At 71.8% G+C, this 17,987-nt stretch carries 11 protein-coding genes and 1 riboswitch; of the genes, 7 read left to right on the top strand and 4 right to left on the bottom strand.

Going from position 1 to position 17,987, the window contains the following annotated elements:
- The first annotated feature begins 7 nt into the window (after positions 1–7).
- A complete protein-coding gene (locus tag OG738_RS36925; protein WP_329047959.1) occupies positions 8–1,009 on the top strand; it encodes a zinc-dependent alcohol dehydrogenase family protein in 1,002 nt (333 codons plus the stop codon).
- Between the two features lie 490 nt (positions 1,010–1,499).
- Here the strand turns inward: OG738_RS36925 and OG738_RS36920 are convergent, their stop codons facing one another.
- Positions 1,500–4,187, bottom strand: coding sequence for a cellulose binding domain-containing protein (locus OG738_RS36920; protein ID WP_329047958.1), 2,688 nt, complete (start codon positions 4,185–4,187; stop codon positions 1,500–1,502).
- 332 nt (positions 4,188–4,519) lie between these two features.
- On the opposite strand from OG738_RS36920, the gene OG738_RS36915 reads away from it, so the two are divergent.
- Together OG738_RS36915 and OG738_RS36910 are read left to right on the top strand one after the other, a co-directional pair.
- On the top strand, positions 4,520–5,905 hold the full coding sequence (locus tag OG738_RS36915) for a sugar porter family MFS transporter (protein ID WP_329047957.1): 1,386 nt from the start codon (positions 4,520–4,522) through the stop codon (positions 5,903–5,905).
- A gap of 93 nt (positions 5,906–5,998) precedes the next feature.
- On the top strand, positions 5,999–7,180 hold the full coding sequence (locus OG738_RS36910; protein WP_329047955.1) for a GNAT family N-acetyltransferase: 1,182 nt from the start codon (positions 5,999–6,001) through the stop codon (positions 7,178–7,180).
- Between the two features lie 8 nt (positions 7,181–7,188).
- On the opposite strand, the gene OG738_RS36905 is transcribed toward OG738_RS36910, so the two are convergent.
- The gene (locus OG738_RS36905; RefSeq protein ID WP_329047954.1) at positions 7,189–8,043 is read right to left on the bottom strand and encodes a TIGR03619 family F420-dependent LLM class oxidoreductase; all 855 of its coding nucleotides are present in this window, start codon (positions 8,041–8,043) and stop codon (positions 7,189–7,191) included.
- A gap of 293 nt (positions 8,044–8,336) precedes the next feature.
- Positions 8,337–8,415: riboswitch (S-adenosyl-L-homocysteine riboswitch) on the top strand.
- A 14-nt stretch (positions 8,416–8,429) separates the two neighbouring features.
- On the opposite strand from OG738_RS36905, the gene metH reads away from it, so the two are divergent.
- Complete coding sequence (metH, locus tag OG738_RS36900) at positions 8,430–12,083, top strand: methionine synthase (RefSeq protein ID WP_329047953.1); 3,654 nt, start codon at positions 8,430–8,432, stop codon at positions 12,081–12,083.
- On the opposite strand, the gene OG738_RS36895 is transcribed toward metH, so the two are convergent.
- Entirely contained in the window at positions 12,065–13,222 is a 1,158-nt protein-coding gene (locus OG738_RS36895; RefSeq protein WP_329047952.1) for an FAD-dependent monooxygenase, read from the bottom strand. The genes metH and OG738_RS36895 overlap by 19 nt on opposite strands.
- Positions 13,223–13,421: 199 nt before the next feature.
- Here OG738_RS36895 and OG738_RS36890 point away from each other — a divergent pair, with 199 nt between their 5' ends.
- Complete coding sequence (locus tag OG738_RS36890; protein ID WP_329047951.1) at positions 13,422–15,305, top strand: hypothetical protein; 1,884 nt, start codon at positions 13,422–13,424, stop codon at positions 15,303–15,305.
- 59 nt (positions 15,306–15,364) lie between these two features.
- Here the strand turns inward: OG738_RS36890 and OG738_RS36885 are convergent, their stop codons facing one another.
- A complete protein-coding gene (locus OG738_RS36885; protein WP_329047949.1) occupies positions 15,365–16,771 on the bottom strand; it encodes a hypothetical protein in 1,407 nt (468 codons plus the stop codon).
- Positions 16,772–16,901: 130 nt separating this feature from the next.
- Between OG738_RS36885 and OG738_RS36880 the strand changes: the two genes are divergently transcribed.
- Both OG738_RS36880 and OG738_RS36875 read left to right on the top strand, forming a co-directional pair.
- Positions 16,902–17,333: an LppU/SCO3897 family protein gene (locus tag OG738_RS36880; RefSeq protein WP_329047947.1), complete on the top strand. Its 432-nt coding sequence runs from the start codon at positions 16,902–16,904 to the stop codon at positions 17,331–17,333.
- Positions 17,334–17,337: 4 nt separating this feature from the next.
- Entirely contained in the window at positions 17,338–17,943 is a 606-nt protein-coding gene (locus OG738_RS36875) for a hypothetical protein (protein WP_329047945.1), read from the top strand.
- Positions 17,944–17,987 lie beyond the last annotated feature (44 nt).

Raw genomic sequence — 17,987 nt, 5'->3', positions numbered from 1 at the left:
AGCCACTGTGAAGAGTTTCTCCCTGCCGCGTCCCGGCGCCGAGCTCGTCGTGGTCGAGCGTGACGTTCCCGAACCGGGCCCCGGCCAGGTGCTGGTCCGGATGCGCGGGTGGGCGGTCAACGCGCGCGACCTCATGATCGTCAAGGGCTTCTACCCGAAGCCGGTGAAGCCGGACGTGGTCCCGCTCTCCGACGGCGCGGGCGAGGTCGTCGCGGTCGGCGAAGGCGTGCGCGAATGGTCGGCCGGCGACCGCGTCGCCGCGACCTATTTCCCGAAGTGGACGTCGGGCCCCGCCACGCCGGCCAAGACGGAGGACGACCTGGCCGGCACGCTCGACGGCGTGCTCGCCGAGTACGCCCTGTTCGCCGAAAACGCGCTGGTCGCCGTGCCGGCGCACCTGGACTTCGCGGAGGCCGCGACGCTGCCCAGCGCGGGTGTGACGGCGTGGCGCGCGGTCGTGGAGGAGGGCGGGCTCGCCCCGGGCCAGACCGTGCTCACCCTGGGCAGCGGCGGGCTGTCCACGTTCGCGCTGCAGTTCGCCGTGCTCGGCGGCGCCCGGGTCATCGCGACGTCCAGCGCGGACGAAAAACTCGCGCGGCTGACCGGGCTCGGCGCCGCCGAGACGATCAACTACACGACCACCCCGGAGTGGGGCGCGGCCGCGGCCGAGCTGACCGGCGGCGGCGTCGACCACGTCGTCGACGTCGGTGGCGGCGGCACGATCGGCCAGTCGATGATCGCCGCCCGCCACGGCGGGCACGTCAGCGTCGCGGGCGTGCTCACCCACGAGGGAGCCGCCGACCCGGTGCTCGTCCTGGTCAAGCAGCTGACCCTGCGCGGTCTCACCAACGCCTCCCGGGAGACGTTCCAGGCGATGAACCGGGCGATCGAGCACAGCGGCCTCCGGCCGGTGATCGACCGCCGCTTCGCCTTCGACGAGGTCGCCGAGGCCCTCAAGCACCTGGAATCCGGCACGCACGTCGGCAAGGTCGTGCTGGCCGACTCCTGACGCCCGGCGCCCGGGTAAGTTTTGCCCGTCCGGCTGGGTAGATTCGACACCCCGACACCGCGTTCGCCCAGGTCAGCGCGGGTGCGCCGGGAGGAAAAAGTGCTCTTTCGGCAGGAATGGCGGCCGATGACCGCAACCGGAAGAGTGATACTCACCGGAGGATCGCCCGAGCAGGCTGCGGCTGCTCGGCACGAGAGCACCGGGCTGGGGGCGCGGGGAGGGGGTTTCAACCGCCTGGGGGTGGGTTGAAACCCCCTTCCCGCCCGCGGCCCGGCAGCTCCGCGGCTCCGCGGCTCGGCGGTGGAGACCCCGGCTGCCCCGCGACCCCACAGCTCGCGGCCGGCGACCCGGCGACATCAACTGCCCAACCGCCCGGCGGCCCCACTGCCGCGCGGCCCGGCGGCCACCGAGCGCCTCGGCTGCCCGCGGCCCCACTGCTCCGCGCCCGGCTGCCCCGCGGCCCGGAGCCCGGCAGCGGTGGCCACCGCGTTCAGGCGGCGGCGCAGGGCTGGCCGTTGAGCGAGAGCACCGCCGGCTTGCCGTTGGTGGCGCCGGACGTGCCGGTGAAGCCGAACTCGGCGGTGCCGCCCGCCGGGATCGTCTTGTTCCACCCCGCGTCCGCCGCCGCGACCGCCGGGCCCGTCTGCGTCACCTGGGCGTTCCAGGCCTGCGTCACGCGCTGGCCGTCGGGGAACGACCACGTGACCGTCCAGCCGCTGACCGGGGCCGTCCCGGTGTTCCCGACCTTCACGCCCGCCTGGAAGCCGCCCGGCCACTGGTTCGTGACGGTGTAGGCCGCGGTGCACGACGACGACGGCACCGGAGTGGTGGTCGTCGTCGGGGGAGAAGTGGTGGTGGTGGGCGGCGGCTGGTCGCCGCCGGACTCGCCCACGATCACGCCTCGCCCGTTCGTGCCCACGTACACCCGGCCGTACACCCGCGGATCGCCGCTCAGCGCCGCCCCGATGTTGCCGTACTGGTGCTGGTCGTCGTTGATCCGCGTCCACGACGCACCCGCGTCGTCCGACCGGAAGATCCCGCGCACCCCGCCGATCTTCGCGATCGTGTATAACGCCGAATACGTCCGGCCGGGGGCGGCCTTGCCGAATCCGATGTTGTCGGCTTCGGTGACCCCGCTCAGTTTCGTGAAGGACGCGCCGGAGTCGGTCGAGTGCCAGAGACCGTACGTCGACCCGGAGCCGCCGGCCAGCCAGACGTCGCCGGTCACGCCCGGCATCGCCTTGAAGTGCACCGGGGCGCCGGGTAGCCCGGTGGCCGCGGTCGCGGTGAACGTCGCGCCGCCGTCGGTGCTGACGTAGAACCGGCCCGCCGCGAACCCGTAGAACTTCTTCGGGTCCACGCGGTCCGCCTCGACCACCGCGCCCGCCGGGATGCCGGCCGACGCCGTCCACGACGAACCGAAGCCCACGGAGTAGCTGACGCCCGTGCCGTCCGGGCTCCACACGAACCGGCTGCCGTCCGCGGCCGCGGCCACCGTCCCGCCGCTCGCGCCACCACCGGGTTCGGCGCCCTGGAACCAGTTCTTGCCGCCGTCGGTGGAAAAGGCGATCCGGTTGTCGTTCGGCCGAGCGGTCCGGTCGAGCGTGCCGACGCGCACGATCGTCGCCGGGGTCAGCTCGGCGTAGTCGAGGCTGGTCGTCGTGGTGAACACCGGGGAGGTGAACATCGTGGCCGGGACGGCGTCGAGGCTGTCGTGCCGGAACCCGCCGACGTCACCGAGCCCGGAGAGCAGCGGCGCGCCCGACGGCGGGCTGATCAGGTCCAGCACCGCGGTCTCCTCGAGGCCGCCGACGACCGGCTTGAGCGTGATCTTCCCGCCGCTGTCCCACTTCGTCAGGTCGGACGTGCCGTAGATCGTCGCGCCGGTGCCGTAGAGCAGGTGGTTCGAGTCGAACGGGTCGATCTCCGCGGACTCGGTCATCCAGCCGAGCTTGGGCGAGGGCACCGGGGGAGCGGCCTGGACGCCGAAGGTCAGCCACGGCACCGAGGAGATGTCCTGCGTGTAGCGCAGCGACCGGTCGGGATAGCTCGTGAAGTCCCAGATCCGCGTCCAGGTGGCGCCGCCGTCGGTGCTGCGGAAGAAGATCACGTCCGGCCACCACGACACCTGCGTCGCGACCATCAGCGTGTTCGGGTGCTGCCGGTCGATCGTCAGGCCGCTGTAGCCGAAGTAGTCGTCCGTGCTGTCGGACGGGATCGGGCTGATCCGCGTCCAGGTACCGGTCTTCGTGGCGTACTTCCAGACGTCGCCCTTCGCGCCGTCGTACGGGCCGCCGGTGTCGCTGGTCGCGAGGTAGAGGAAGCCGCCGGTCGCGTCGAGGACGCCCTTGTGCGCCAGGAACCCGGTGGGCTGGCCGGCCAGCCGCGCCCACGTCGTGCCGCCGTCGGTGCTGCGGTAGACGGTGTTGGCCTTGTCCGCGACGCCGACGTAGACGGTCTGCGTGGTGCCGCCGCGGGTGCCGGTCGACGGGTCGAACGTCACCCAGGTGACGCCTTCGTTGTCACTGGAGTAGCCCGTCGTGTCGCTCGGGTCGGGCGCGTAGTTCCCCGGGTTGGGGAAGGCCGTCACCTTCGCCCACGTGGCGCCGGAGTCCGTGCTGCGCCAGAGCCCGTTGCCGCTGGGAGCGCCGAGGTAGAGCACGCTGTCGCGGTTCGGGTCGATCGCGAGCCGCTCGCCCATGCCGCGGCCGGGCATGTTGCCGCCGAGCTTGAACGGCAGCGCCGAGGCCTGCCAGGTGGCACCCCGGTCGGCTGAGCGGAGGATCGCGCCGTTATTGGGGTCCCAGCTGGTGGTGTACATCCCGGCCGCCGCGTAGACGCGGTTCGGGTCGAGCGGGTCGGTGGCCAGGCTGACGACGCCGTTGTGGCCCCAGTCGGTCCAGCCCACCGAGTCCAGCAGCGGGAGCCAGCGGCCGGTGGCGGGGTTCCAGCGGTACGCGCCGCCGATGTCGGTGCGGGCGTACACGAGGCCGGGTTCGGTCTGGTTGAAGACGATGCCGGGGACGAACCCGCCGCCGCCGATCTCGGCGTTGCGCCACGTGTAGGGCGCCGGGGCGGCCGGGGACTCCGGCGCGGCGACGGTGACCGCGATCGCGGCGGGGACGACGAGGGCGAGCGTGCTCGCCAGTACTCGGCTCAGGGATTTCGGGCTTCGCAAGACTGCCTCCACTCGTTCTGGGAGCGCTTCCAGAAAACGGTAGACCTGCCCTCGAAGCGTTGTAAACCTCCACGGACCAGGTAAAACGTCTTCGACGATTTCGCCTGCCGTTACCGTCCACTATGGACTCCAGGGATCCTTTGTGTACCGGGGTGGCGACCGGAAAGGAGGGTGTGGCGGACGGAGCAATGTTGTGCGCCAAGCGGTGTCACATATGTGAACGACGATCACGTTTCTGAATCGTTATCAACGACTGTCTTGCCCGGTTTTTTCCGGCGTGTGAGTGTGGTGGCCGCTGGCTGGACTGGACCTACGAAAGAGGCGACCTGGCAATGACGCAGACAGCCCCGGCGCGGCATATCAGCCGAACCACTCTGTACTTCTTCGGCGCGCTCGGCGGCATCTTGTTCGGCTACGACCTCGGCGTGATTTCCGGGGTACTCCCGTTCATCGGGAAACTCTGGGCGCTGACCAGCTGGGACAAGGGCGTGATCACCGCCAGCCTGTCGGTCGGTGCCATCGTCGGTGCGCTGTTCTCCAGCCGCACCAACGACGCCCTCGGCCGCCGCCGCACGATCCAGGTCGCCGCGGCGATCGTCATCGTGGGCACCCTGGCGGCGGCGTTCTCCCCGACGTTCACGCTGCTCGTGCTCTCGCGGCTGGTCATCGGGCTCGGTATCGGCCTTTCGTCGTCGACCGTGCCGACGTACCTGTCGGAGCTGGCCCCGGCGCGGTTGCGGGGCGCGATGGGCGCGCTGAACCAGATCTTCATCGTGCTCGGCATCCTGATCGCGTTCCTGGTGAGCTACTGGCTCGGGCCGATCTCGGCGTGGCGCTGGATGTTCGCCGGCGCCATCGTGCCCGCGGCGATCCTGCTCGCCGGGCTCACGTTCCTGCCCGAGACGCCCCGCTGGCTCGTCAAGAACGGCCGCGAGGAGGAAGCCCGGCGGGTCCTGGCGAGCGCGCACGGCAACACCGTGAACCTCGACGAAGAGATCGAGACCATCAACGAGGTCATCCGGCTCGACACCGAGGAGAAGCCGCGGCTGCGCGACCTGTTCTCCGGTTTCGTGCGGCCGATGCTGGTGGTGGCCCTGCTGCTGGCGGTCGGCCAGCAGTTCAGCGGGGTCAACGCGATCAACGCGTACTTCCCGACGATGCTGATCGGCCTCGGGTTCGCCACGCAGGCCGCGCTGCTGTCCGGCGTGCTGCTGGGCGTCACGAAGTTCCTGTTCACCGCGTGGGTCGTGTTCGTGGTGGACCGCTGGGGCCGCAAGCCGCTGCTGCTCATCGGCAACGTGATCATGGTGATCACGCTGGTGGCGGCCGGGCTCGTGGTGCTCAACGTGCACGACACCGGTACGCGCGGCATCCTGATGCTGGTGATGATGGTGCTGTACCTGGTCGGCTACGAGCTCGGCTGGGGCGCGGTCGTCTGGGTGATGATGTCCGAGGTGTTCCCGCTCAAGTACCGCGCGACGGGGATGGGCGTCAGCAGCGTGGTCCTCTGGGCGGCGACGGGCATCGTGAGCGCCGTGTTCCCGCTCATCTCCGACCCGAAGTCGCTCGGCATCGGCGGTTCGATGTTCCTGTTCGCCGGGATCAACGTGGTGCTGTTCGTGCTCACCAAGTGGCTCGTGCCGGAGACGAAGGGGCGTTCGCTGGAGCAGATCGAGCTCGACCTCCGGGCGCGCCAGGGGGTCGCGGCCAAGAGCTGACCCGGGGGATCATTGCGGCGGGGCACGACGGCGACGTCGTGCCCCGTCGTAATTCGCTTGCCCGGCACCGCTTCGCCGCGGGACGGTGCCCCGATGGAGATCCGTTCCACGACCGAGCAGGACCGCGAGACCTTCGTCGACACGCTCTTCGCCGCGTTCGGGCGCTGCCCGGCCTCGGAGGACGCCGTCTGGTCTGCTCTGGAATGGGACCGCGGCTCGATCGCGGTGGCGGACGGGCGGGCCGTCGGCACCGCCGCCGCGTACTCCTTCGAGCTGACCCTGCCCGGCGAGGTCGTCGTCCCGGCCGGCGGGGTGACCGCCGTCGGCGTCCTGCCCACCCATCGGCGCGGGGGCGTGCTCACCGCGATGATGCGCCACCAGCTCGCCGACGCGCGGGCGCGCGGGGAGTTCCTGTCCGTGCTGCTGGCCACCGAGGCCGTGATCTACCGCAGGTTCGGCTACGGACCGGCGACCACCACGCACCGGCTGACCGTGCCACGGCACCGAGCCGCCCCGCGCAGGACAGCTGTCCCGGCGGAGGGCTCGATCGAGGTGCTGCGGCGCGCCGAGTGCGGCGACCTCCTGGAGGAGGTCTACGACCGGTACCGCCGCGGCCGGCCGGGTGCGTTGTCCCGTCCGCACCACTGGTGGGCCCGGGGCGCGGGGCAGCCGCCGATCTCCGCGGCACCGCGGTACGTCGCCCTGCACCGCGACGCCGGCGGCGTCCCGGACGGGTACGCGACCTACCTGCTCGACGAGACCTTGACGGTCGACGAGACGATCGCCGCGGGCGACGCCGTCGCGACGGCACTGACCCGGTTCCTGCTCGACCACGACCTGGCCACCCAGGTGGTGTTCCGGCACTGCCCGCCGGAGCACCCGCTGCGCTGGCAGCTGGCCGACTTCCGCGCCGCCCGGATCAGCGACGAGACGGACTGGCTGTGGGTGCGGCTGCTGGACGTCCCGCGGGCGCTGGCGGCGCGCGGCTGGGCGTCCGACGGCGATCTCGTCCTCGACGTCGACGACCCGTTCCTCGGCGAGCGGGGCCGCTACCTGCTCACGGTCCGGGACGGCAAGGGTGACTGCGTGGCGACCGATCGGGAGCCGGACCTGTCGCTGGACGTGAGCGACCTGGGCTCGGTGTACCTCGGCGGGGTCACGCCGGGCACGCTCGTGCGGGCCGGGCAGATCCGGGCCCACCACCCGGATGCCGCTTCCCTGGCCGACGCGCTGTTCCGCACCGGGCGCGCCCCGCACTGCCTGCACTGGTTCTGAGACTGACCTCAGAGGGTGACGGCGAGCCCGAGCTTTCCGGCCAGCCGCCCGATCCAGGCTTCGACCTCCTCGGGCGACCGGTCCGGCAGCCCGAAGATGGTCTCGGTGACACCGAGGGAATCCAGGTGCGCCAGCCGGTCCTGGTCCGGGCGTTCCCCGAGCGCGCAGATCCGCGGCGCACCCGTGCGTCCTTCGGCGAGCCAGATCTCCTTGAGCAGAGCCACGTGCGCGTCCAGGTCGGTGTCGGCCGGGGTGGTGATCCAGCCGTCCGCGTGGCGGGCGATCCAGCGGAACGTCTTCTCCGTCGGGCCCGCGCCGAGCAGCACCGGGATGTGCGCCTGGATCGGCTTCGGCCACGCCCAGCTCGGGCCGAAGGAGACGAATTCCCCGTCGTAGGAGGCTTCTTCGGACGTCCACAGTGCACTCATCGCTTCGAGGTACTCGCGCAGCGCCGTGCGGCGGCGGTGGCCGGGGACGCCGTGGTCGGTCAGCTCGTCGACGTTCCAGCCGAAGCCCGTGCCGAGCGTGACGCGGCCACCGGAGAGGTGGTCCAGGCTGGCGATCGTCTTCGCGAGCGTGATCGGGTCGCTCTCCACCGGCAGGGCCACCGCCGTGGACAGCCGGATCCGCGACGTCACCGCCGCCGCCGTCGCCAGCGCCACCCACGGGTCCAGGGTGCGGCTGTAGCGGTCGTCGGGCAGGGACGCGTCGCCGGTGCGCGGGTGCGGTGACTCGCGCTTCACCGGGATGTGCGTGTGCTCGGGCACGTAGAAGGTGGCGAACCCCGCGGCTTCCGCGGCGCGCGCCGCCGAAGCCGGGGTGATGCCGCGGTCGCTGGTGAACAGCACGATTCCGTAGTCCACGCGAGGAGCGTATTAGAACGTGTTTCAGTTTTCAAGGTCGGGCGCGAGTGCGAAAAGTGGCAACGTGGACGCGGAGAGTAACGTCGAGGCGCGCTCGAGCGATGATCGAGGCGACGCGCGTCAGCAGGCGAAGAGCAGAGCGCCGGCGCGCGACGCGGCAAGGTGGAGACCCGGGAAGACACGGAGGCAGGGGTGGACCCAGTAATCCATTGTGGACTCTCGGTGTCCCAGCCAGTGGACGCACCGGCGAGGCGGGTTGGCGTGCCGATGCCCGTTTCCAGTACCGTGGACCACAGGTCGAGAGGCGCTGCAACGGACCGCCGGGTCCGCCACGCTCGACCGGGAACCACCGAACAAGGGCGCCTCCCGGATGAGGGAGGCTGCCGGTGAACCCGATCACCCCGCGAGAAACCCCCAGCGAGACCGAAGCCACCGCGCGCCTGCGCGAGCTGCTCGGGCAGCGGGTGGCGGTGCTCGACGGCGCTTGGGGCACCATGCTGCAGGGTGCCGGGCTGACCCCGGCCGACTACCGCGGCGACCGCTTCGGCGAGCACACCCACGACGTCACCGGCGACCCCGACCTGCTCAACCTCACCCGCCCGGACGTCATCCTCGACGTGCACCGCCAGTACCTCGCGGCCGGCGCGGACGTCACCACGACGAACACCTTCACCGCGACCGGCATCGGCCAGGCCGACTACGGCCTCCAGGCGTACGTCCACGAGATGAACGTCCGCGGCGCGCAACTCGCCCGCCAGGCGGCCGACGAGGCCGGCGGCCGGTTCGTCGCGGGCTCGATCGGCCCGCTGAACGTCACGCTCAGCCTGTCGCCCAAGGTCGACGACCCGGCGTACCGTGCGGTGACGTTCGAGCAGGTCAAGGCCGCGTACGCCGAGCAGATCGCCGGGCTCGCCGAAGGCGGCGTCGACCTGCTGCTGATCGAGACGATCTTCGACACGCTCAACTGCAAGGCCGCGATCGCCGCAGCCCGCGACGTCGCGCCGCACCTGCCGCTGTGGATCTCCGTGACGATCGTCGACCTCAGCGGCCGGACGCTGTCGGGCCAGACCGTCGAAGCGTTCTGGAGCTCGATCGAGCACGCGAAGCCCCTGGTCGTCGGCGTGAACTGCTCGCTGGGCGCGGAAGAGATGCGCCCGCACGTCGAGGAGCTGTCCCGGCTCGCCGACACGTATGTCGCCTGTCACCCCAACGCCGGCCTGCCGAACGCGTTCGGCGGCTACGACGAAACGCCCGACGAGACCGCCGGCCTGGTCGGCGGGTTCGCCCGCGACGGCCTGGTCAACGTCGTCGGCGGCTGCTGCGGCACGACCCCGGCGCACATCGCGAAGATCGCCGCCGCGGCGAAGGGCGTCACGCCCCGCGAGGTGCCCGCGCCGCGCAGCCACATGCGGTTCAGCGGGCTCGAGCCGTTCGGCATCGGCGCCGACACCGGGTTCGTGATGATCGGCGAGCGCACCAACGTCACCGGCTCCAAGCGGTTCCGCCGGCTCATCGAGGCCGACGACCACCAGGGCGCCGTCGACGTCGCCCTGGAGCAGGTCCGCGGCGGCGCGAACCTGCTCGACGTCAACATGGACGCCGACCTGCTCGAGTCCGAGGAGGCGATGACGACGTTCCTCAACCTCATCGCCACCGAGCCTGAGGTGGCCCGGATCCCGGTGATGGTCGACAGCTCCAAGTGGAGCGTGCTCGAAGCCGGCCTGCGCTGCCTGCAGGGCAAGGGCGTGGTCAACTCGATCAGCCTCAAGGAGGGCGAGGAGCCGTTCCTCGCCCAGGCCCGCACGATCCGCAACTACGGCGCCGGCGTCGTCGTGATGGCCTTCGACGAGCGGGGCCAGGCCGACACCGCCGACCGCAAGGTCGAGATCTGCGGCCGGGCGTACGACCTGCTGACGCAGCAGGCCGGGTTCGCGGGCGAGGACATCATCTTCGACCCGAACGTCCTCGCCGTCGCCACCGGCATTTCCGAGCACAACGGCTACGCGAAGGCGTTCATCGAGGCGCTGCCCCGGATCAAGGAACGCTGTCCCGGCGCCCGCACCAGCGGCGGCATCTCGAACCTCTCGTTCTCCTTCCGCGGCAACGACATCGTGCGCGAGGCCATGCACTCGGCGTTCCTCTTCCACGCCGTCAAGGCCGGGCTGGACATGGGCATCGTCAACGCCGGCCAGCTCGCGGTCTACGAGGACATCCCGAAGGACCTCCTCGAGCTGGTCGAGGACGTGCTGTTCGACCGCCGCGAAGACGCCACCGACCGGCTGGTGAGCTTCGCCGAGAACGTCAAGGGCAGCGGCACCAAGCGCGTCGTGGACCTCTCGTGGCGCGAAGGCACGGTCGGCGAGCGGCTGTCCCACGCGCTGGTGCACGGCATCGTCGACTACATCGTCGAGGACACCGAAGAGGCCCGGCAGCAGCTGGCCCGGCCCCTCGACGTCATCGAGGGCCCGCTGATGGACGGCATGAAGATCGTCGGCGACCTGTTCGGCTCCGGCAAGATGTTCCTGCCACAGGTCGTGAAGAGCGCGCGCGTGATGAAGCGGTCCGTCGCCTACCTCGAGCCGTTCATGGAGGCGGAGAAGGAGAAGGCGCGCCAGGAGGGCAGGCTGGCGTCGACCGGCGGCCAGGGCAAGATCGTGCTCGCCACGGTGAAGGGCGACGTCCACGACATCGGCAAGAACATCGTCGGCGTGGTGCTCGGCTGCAACAACTACGAGGTGATCGACCTCGGCGTGATGGTGCCGGCCGCGAAGATCCTCGACACCGCGGTCACCGAGGGCGCCGACGCGGTCGGGCTGTCCGGGCTGATCACGCCCTCGCTGGACGAGATGGTGGCCGTCGCGGCCGAGATGCAGCGGCGCGGGCTGAAGCTGCCGCTGCTGATCGGCGGCGCCACGACGTCGCGCCAGCACACCGCGGTCAAGATCGCGCCCGCCTACGACAACGCGACGGTGCACGTCCTCGACGCGTCGCGGGTGGTCGGCGTCGTGTCCGACCTGCTGGACCCGGACCGCTCGATCGCGCTCGCCGAGAAGAACCGCGCCGACCAGGAGGTGCTGCGCGAGCAGCACGCCAGCAAGCAGCGCCGCCCCATGCTCACGCTCGAGCAGGCGCGCTTGAACCGCGAGCAGGTGGTCTTCGCCGACGTGCCGACACCGGTGTTCACCGGCTCACGCGTCGTCGAGCCCGCCATCGCCGAACTGCGCGAGATGATCGACTGGCAGTTCCTGTTCCTGGCCTGGCAGCTCAAGGGCAAGTACCCGGCGATCCTGGACCAGCCGGTCGCGCGCGAGCTGTTCGACGACGCGAACACGCTGCTCGACCAGATCGTCGCCGACGGCAGCTTCACCGCGAAGGGCGCCTACGCGTTCTGGCCGGCGCACAGCGAAGGCGACGACATCCTGCTCGACGGCGAGTTCGCGCACGTCCGGTTCCCGATGCTGCGCCAGCAGACGTCGAAGCCGGAAGACCGCGCCAACCGCTGCCTGGCCGACTACATCGCGCCGGAAGGCGACCACCTGGGCGGGTTCGCGGTCGCGATCCACGGCGCCGAGCCGCTCGCGGCCCGCTACGAGGCCGAGCAGGACGACTACCGCGCGATCATGGTCAAGGCGCTGGCCGACCGGCTCGCCGAGGCGTTCGCCGAGCACATCCACCTGCGGGCCCGCCGTGACTGGTTCGAGCCGGACGCCGACCCGGTGCTGGCGGACCTGCACGCGGAGCGGTTCCGCGGCATCCGCCCGGCGCTGGGCTACCCGGCCAGTCCCGACCACAGCCAGAAGCGCGAGCTGTTCGAGCTGCTGGAGGCCGGCCGGCTGGGCATGGACCTGACCGAGTCGTTCGCGATGACGCCGGCGGCGAGCGTGTCCGGGCTGATCTTCGCGCACCCGGACTCGCGGTACTTCACCGTCGGCAGGCTCGGCCGCGACCAGGTCGAGGACTACGCGCGCCGCAAGGGCGTCGAGCGGTCCGAAGTCGAGCAGTGGCTGCGGCCGAACCTGGCCTACGAGCCCGAGGCGTAGTCCTTCAGCTCGATGTCCGTGGCGAACTCGTCGGTCGCCTTGAGCAGGAGGCCGAGCAGGAAGCGGGATTTGAACGTCCAGTCCCGCAGCTTGATCCGCAGGCGTGACGGCGGCGCGAGGAACGGGCCCGCGCTGCCGCGCTGCGAGATCTTCGCGTAGCCGCGGAACTGCTCCTCGTAGCGGGCGAAGGCGACGCGGTGGTCGCCGTCCGCGGCCAGCAGCTCGCCCGCGAGCACGTACGCGCCGACAGTCGCGAGGCCGGTGCCGAAGCCGCCGAGAGTGTTGCCGTAGGCGGCGTCGCCGAGCAGGACGATCCGGCCCCGCGAATAGTGGTCGATCGTGACGCGAGCGAGCGAGTCCAGGTAGAACTCGCGGGCGTCCGGGAGCTTCGCGATCAGCTCGGGCACCCGCCAGCCCGCGTCGCGGTAGGCGGCGGCCACCAGCTTCCGCTGGGTTCCGGCGTCACCCCGGTCGTAGTCCAGCTCGGGTGAGGCGAAGACGAAGAACGCCGACGCCTTCGGGCCGCCGACCGCCGCCATCCGGCCCGGTTCGTTGTACATCACGGCTTCGCCGTCCGCGACCTGCGCGCCCAGCTCGGCCAGTGCGTAGTAGTGGCCCAGGAAGGTGACGTAGTCGCGTTCCGGCCCGAAGGCCAGCCGGCGGACGTTCGAGTGGATGCCGTCGGCGCCGACGACGAGGTCGAACCGGCGCGGCTCGGCGTGGGCGAAGGTGACGTCGACGCCGTCGGAAGTCTCGGTCAGCGAGGTGACGGTGTCGCCGAAGAGGTATTCGCAGTGCGGGGCGGTGCGCTCGTACAGGAGGTCGGCCAGGTCGCCGCGGCGGATCTCGATCTCGCCGCCGGTGAACTCGCCGGGGATCACCGCCTGCGGCCGCCCGTCGGCGTCGATGATCGTCTGGTCGGTGCCGCCGGTCTGGCGGGCGATGACCTCGTCGAGGATGCCCATGCGCTCCAGCACGGTCCGGTGGGTGGCGCCCTTGAAGTCGACGGCCTGGCCGCCGGGGCGCACCGAGGGGGCGCGTTCGACGACGGCGACGGTGCAGCCGTAACGCGTCAGCCACCAGGCGAGGGCGGGGCCGGCGATGCCGGCGCCGGAGATCAGGACGCTGAGGTTCTTCATGTCGCGGAGCTTCGCCGCGCGGGCTTACCGGTTCCTGGCGAAGCGCTGACGGCGGCCGTCAGCGACTGTCGCGAGTGGACCGCGCGCGGACCGTGATGGCGGAAAATTCCCGGCCGTGATCAGGGTTTTCCCGCCGGTTTTCGGACGTTGACCCCGGCGCGTCGCACGGGCACCATCTCCCGGGGGAGAGGGGGCGGCGATGCTGGACAGCGAAACGCGACCGGCGGCCACCGCACTGGGCGAGCTGCTGCGCAACGGGGAGCGCGCACTCGAGGCCGACGGCGACCTGCGCGCCGGCCGGGAGTGGTTCGACCGCGCGTACCGGGCCGCGGAGGCCGAGTGCGACGGCACCGGGATGGCACGCGCCGCGCTCGGCATGGGCGGGCTGTGGGTCCACGAACACCGGAGCGCGCCCGCGGCGGCGTTGCTGCAGGCGCGGCTGCGCAGCGCACGCACGGCGGTCGACCCGGGGTCGTCGCTGGCCCTGCGCCTCAAGGCCCGGCTCGCCGGCGAGGCCGACTACGTGGCGGGGGAGAGCAACGAGATCCTCGCCGTCCTCGAAGAAGCCAAGCGCGCGGGCGATCCGGTCGCCTGGGCCGAGGCCGCGAGCCTCGCCCACCACTGCCTGCTCGGGCCCGACCACGGCAGCCAGCGCCGGGCGCTCGCGCAGGAGCTGATCACCGAAGGCTTCCGGACCGGACGGCGCAGTGACCTGCTGATGGGCACGCTCTGGCGCACGGTCGACCTCTTCCTCGACGGCGACCCGCACGCCCAGCGCGGGCTCGCCGACCTGCGCGGCCTGCTGGCCGAACGCGACCACCTCGCGGTCGGCTTCGTGCTCGACGCGATCGACGTCATGCTCAGCATCCGCGCGGGCCGGTTCGCCGAGGCCGAAGCGCGCGCGGCGGCCTGCGCGCTGCGCGGCGAGCAGGCGGGGGACGCCGACGTGATCGGCTGGTACACCGCGCAGGTCGGGGCGGTCCGCTGGTACCAGGGCCGCGTCGCCGAGCTGCTGCCGGTGCTGCGGGACACGGTGCATTCGCCGACGCTCAGCGCCGTCGACAACGCGATGATCGCCGGGCTGGCCGTGGCCGCCGCGACGGCCGGGGACGAGCGCGAGGCCGCCGGGGCGCTGGCCCGGCTGCGCGGGCGGGATCTGGCGCTGCTGCCGCGGTCGAGCAGCTGGCTCGTGTCCCTGTACGGGATCGTCGAGTCCGCGTACCTGCTCGCGGACGTCGAATCGGCGCTGGCGGCGTACGCGCTGCTGACGCCGTTCGCGCGGTTGCCGATGACGGCCAGCCTCGGCGTCGCCTGCTTCGGCTCGGTGCAGCACGCGCTGGGCGTGGCGATGCTGACCGCGGGCGAACCGGAGTGCGCCGCGGAGCACTTCCGGGCGGCGGTGCGCGACAACCTCGCGCTGGCGCACTGGCCGGCCGCGGCGCTGTCCCGCGCCCGGCTCGCGCAGGCACTCGGACCCGCGTCGGCCGAGGCTGGGCGGGAGCGGGCCGTAGCGGCGCGCGAGGCCGAGCAGCTCGGGATGGTGCTGCCGGACTTCACCTCCCGCGTCGCCGACCGGCGCGTGACGTGCCGGCGTCAAGGCAGTCACTGGCTCTTCGCCCTGGACGGGCGGTCCGCGCTGGTCGAGCACAGCGTCGGCATGGGCTACCTCGCGACGCTGCTGGACAACCCGGGCCACGAGCTGACCGCCGTCGAGCTGGCGCACGGGGTGGTGGCCGAGGTGACGTCCGGGCAGCCGGTGCTCGACCGGACGGCGACCGCGCACTACCGGCGCTGGCTCGCGAACCTCGAGGCCGAGCTCGACGAGCACGAGGCCAACCACGACACGAGCCGCGCGGAGCAGGTGCGCACCGAACGCGACTGGCTGCTGGGCGAGCTGTCGGCCGCCGCCGGGCTCGCCGGCCGCGTCCGCGAGTTCGCGGGTGCCGAGGAGAAGGCGCGGATCGCGGTGGGCAAGGCGATCCGCCGCGCGCTGACCCGGATCGCCGCGGCGGACGCGGTGATCGGCGACGTCCTGCGCGACGGCGTCCGCACCGGCACCCGCTGCTCCTACCACCCCGGCTGACCGGCTCGTGAGTGGGAAACAGGGTACTGACACTGTTTCCCACTCACGACCGCCGGGGCCTACTCGACCGCGCCGTTCTGGGTGACCATGGTCTGGTACCAGGCGTCGTACGGGTGGTTCGTCGCCGGGTAGTTCGCCAGGGGCGTGGTCGCGTCGCCCGCCGAGTCGAAGTCCCAGCCGCGGACCAGCTTGCCCGACTGGCGGGCCGAGGTGATGAACGCCGACTCCGTCGCGGGCGCGCCGTAGAACAGCGCGCCCTGCTGCAGCTCCGCGCTGTCGCCCTGCTGGAACTCGTCGAACGCGACCTGCCGGTAGCGGATCCGGTCGCCGGGGACGCTCGCGGTGTCCGCGCGCAGGGTGTTCGACGGCGTCGGGCCGTCCGCGCCGGTCCACACCCGCACGCGCCGGGTGCCGGTGGTGGCGGTGTCCTTGGCGAACCGCGCGTCGGACGTCTTGGCGTTGCCGGTCCACGCGACCGTCGTGGCCGACAGGGTGCCGTTCCAGGTCCAGTTCTGGCTGCTGCTCTGGCTCTGGTGGATCTCCCGCAGGTGCGTCGCGTCGGTGAAGGCGACCGTCGGCTGCACGCCGTTGTCGTACTGGTGGCTGGCCTGCCAGGTGATCTCGCCGTCGGCGCCGAGCTTGCCGACGTGGTACCAGAGCGTCGACGCGGTCTGCGACTGGTGGACCTCGACGAGGTCGCCGTCGTCGTTCAGCGCGACGGCCGGCGTCTGGCCGCTGTCGTACTTCCCGTGCCGCAGCCAGGTCACCCGGCCGTCGGCGCCGTACGTGCCGGTCCAGTACCAGAGTGCGCCGCCGCCCGAGTCGTGCAACTCGACGACCTGGCCGCGGCCGTTGATCGCGACGGCCGGGTGGTACCCGACGTCGCGCTTGTACTCGCTGCGGGTGCCGCCGTCCCCGGACAGCAGCGGCAGCACGCGCCCGCGCAGCGCGTCCACGGTCGGCTGCCCGGCCGGGTAGTCCTGGGCGCGCAGCAGCCGGCTGCCGAACACCGACTCCAGCTCGTCGTTGACCGCGACGAGGTTGCCCGCCGCGTAGTTCGCGTTGTCGGTCAGGTCGTCCTTGAGGTCGAGCATGACGACGATCGGCGCGGCCGCCGGGTGCGCGGCCGACCACGTGTTCACCACCGACAGCCAGTCGCGCAGGTTGTTCGAGGCCGGGTTGCCGCCGCTGTGGTCGACGGCGTTGCCGGGCGAGTCGTGGCCGACGCCGTAGTCGTGGTTCGTGGCGTAGCCGTTGTCGTGGATGTCGTACTCGATGAACCGGACGCCGTGGTCGAGCTGGTAGGCGATCGAGCTCTTGGCGCCGTCGACGTCGCCGGAATAGCTGTTGTGCGTCGCGCGGAAGACCGAGGCGGTGAACGGCGGGCTCGCGGCTTCGGCCGTCCCGCCGGTCAGCAGCGCGGCGGTGGTCAGAGCGGTGACGGCCAAGGCCGGCAGTCGGGTCATCCTCGGGTCCTCACGTCGGCGGCGGGGCGGTCCCATCCTGGCCCCTGGCGCGGAACTGCGGGTGGAACGCCGTGGAACGCGAGTGGAACGCCTAGAAGGCGACAGCTGGACGTTCGAGGGAGGAAACGCCATGACCCAGACGGGTGGACCCCAGTACCCGGACCCGACCCGCCCCGTGCCGCCGCAGGCCGGGATGCCCGGCCCGCCGCCCCAGCCGCCGGCCGCGCCGAAGAAGTCGAAGCGGCGGCAGAAGATCGTGCTCACCGTGTTCCTGATCCTGGTCGCCGGGGTCCTCGCGCTGGTCTGGGTGGCCACCCGGTCCAACGGCGAGAACGCCCAGGTCGGCAACTGCGTCACCGAAAGCGGCGAGAACTCCGTGAAGATCGTCGACTGCGGGACGCCGGAGGCCACGCTCAAGGTCGTCGCCCGCGTCGAAGACAAGACCCAGATCGAGGCGCAGATCAGCGCGTGCACCCCGTACCCGGACGCCGACCAGGTGTTCTGGGAGGGCAAGGAAGGGGACACCGGCGTCGTGCTCTGCCTGGCGAAGACCGGCAAGTAATCCGATGGCGGGCGGGAAGTTCTCGTTCACCGGGTCCGGCGAGGTCCGCGTCTCGAGCGGCGGCCGCACGCTCGCCGCGGCGGGCGAGGTGATCGTGATCGGGGACCGGGTCTTCCGGCTGGCCGAAGTGGACCGGGTCGCCTACCACGCGGCGGCCCGGCCACACCAGGCCAGCTACGCGCTGGGCCTGGCCCACGGCCCCGTGCGGAGCCGGTTCGTGTTCGACGCCTTCCGCGGCGGCAGCGAGCTGGACGACGCGCGCGAGACGTGGCGGCGGCTGGTCGAGCTGGTCGAATCGGCGGCCTGCCCGCGGATCGCGCTGGCGGCGGTCGACGCGATCACGGCCGGCGCCACCGCCCGGTTCGGCGGGGGCGGGCACCCGCGGATCGACGCGGACGCCGAAGGGCTGCGCGGCAGGCGGTGGTTCGCGCCGAAGGTGCCGTGGGCCGGCGTGCTCGGCACCGACCTGCGCGCCGGCCAGGTGCGCGTGTGGACCGGCGGCCCGGAGCCGGCGTTGGTCACCGCGATGGCCGGGTGGAACGCGGTGGTCCTGCCGCGCGTCGTAGGAATGATGCTCGCGCCGGAAAAAGAATCACCGGGAAGTCGCTGATAACGGTATTCCGGCAATGACCGATAAATGCTCACGCGAAATGG

The sequence above is a fragment of the Amycolatopsis sp. NBC_01488 genome (assembly GCF_036227105.1).
Lineage (GTDB): Bacteria > Actinomycetota > Actinomycetes > Mycobacteriales > Pseudonocardiaceae > Amycolatopsis.
The sequence above is the reverse complement of the archived record's forward strand: the minus strand, read 5'-3'. Positions and strand labels throughout refer to the sequence as shown.

Excerpts from the sequence above, each read along its gene's own strand:
- OG738_RS36885 (WP_329047949.1), bottom strand. The coding sequence starts at position 16,771 with ATGACCCGACTGCCGGCCTTGGCCGTCACCGCTCTGACCACCGCCGCG.
- OG738_RS36915 (WP_329047957.1), top strand. The coding sequence starts at position 4,520 with ATGACGCAGACAGCCCCGGCGCGGCATATCAGCCGAACCACTCTGTAC.
- OG738_RS36875 (WP_329047945.1), top strand. The coding sequence starts at position 17,338 with ATGGCGGGCGGGAAGTTCTCGTTCACCGGGTCCGGCGAGGTCCGCGTC.
- OG738_RS36895 (WP_329047952.1), bottom strand. The coding sequence starts at position 13,222 with ATGAAGAACCTCAGCGTCCTGATCTCCGGCGCCGGCATCGCCGGCCCC.
- OG738_RS36880 (WP_329047947.1), top strand. The coding sequence starts at position 16,902 with ATGACCCAGACGGGTGGACCCCAGTACCCGGACCCGACCCGCCCCGTG.
- OG738_RS36890 (WP_329047951.1), top strand. The coding sequence starts at position 13,422 with ATGCTGGACAGCGAAACGCGACCGGCGGCCACCGCACTGGGCGAGCTG.
- OG738_RS36910 (WP_329047955.1), top strand. The coding sequence starts at position 5,999 with ATGGAGATCCGTTCCACGACCGAGCAGGACCGCGAGACCTTCGTCGAC.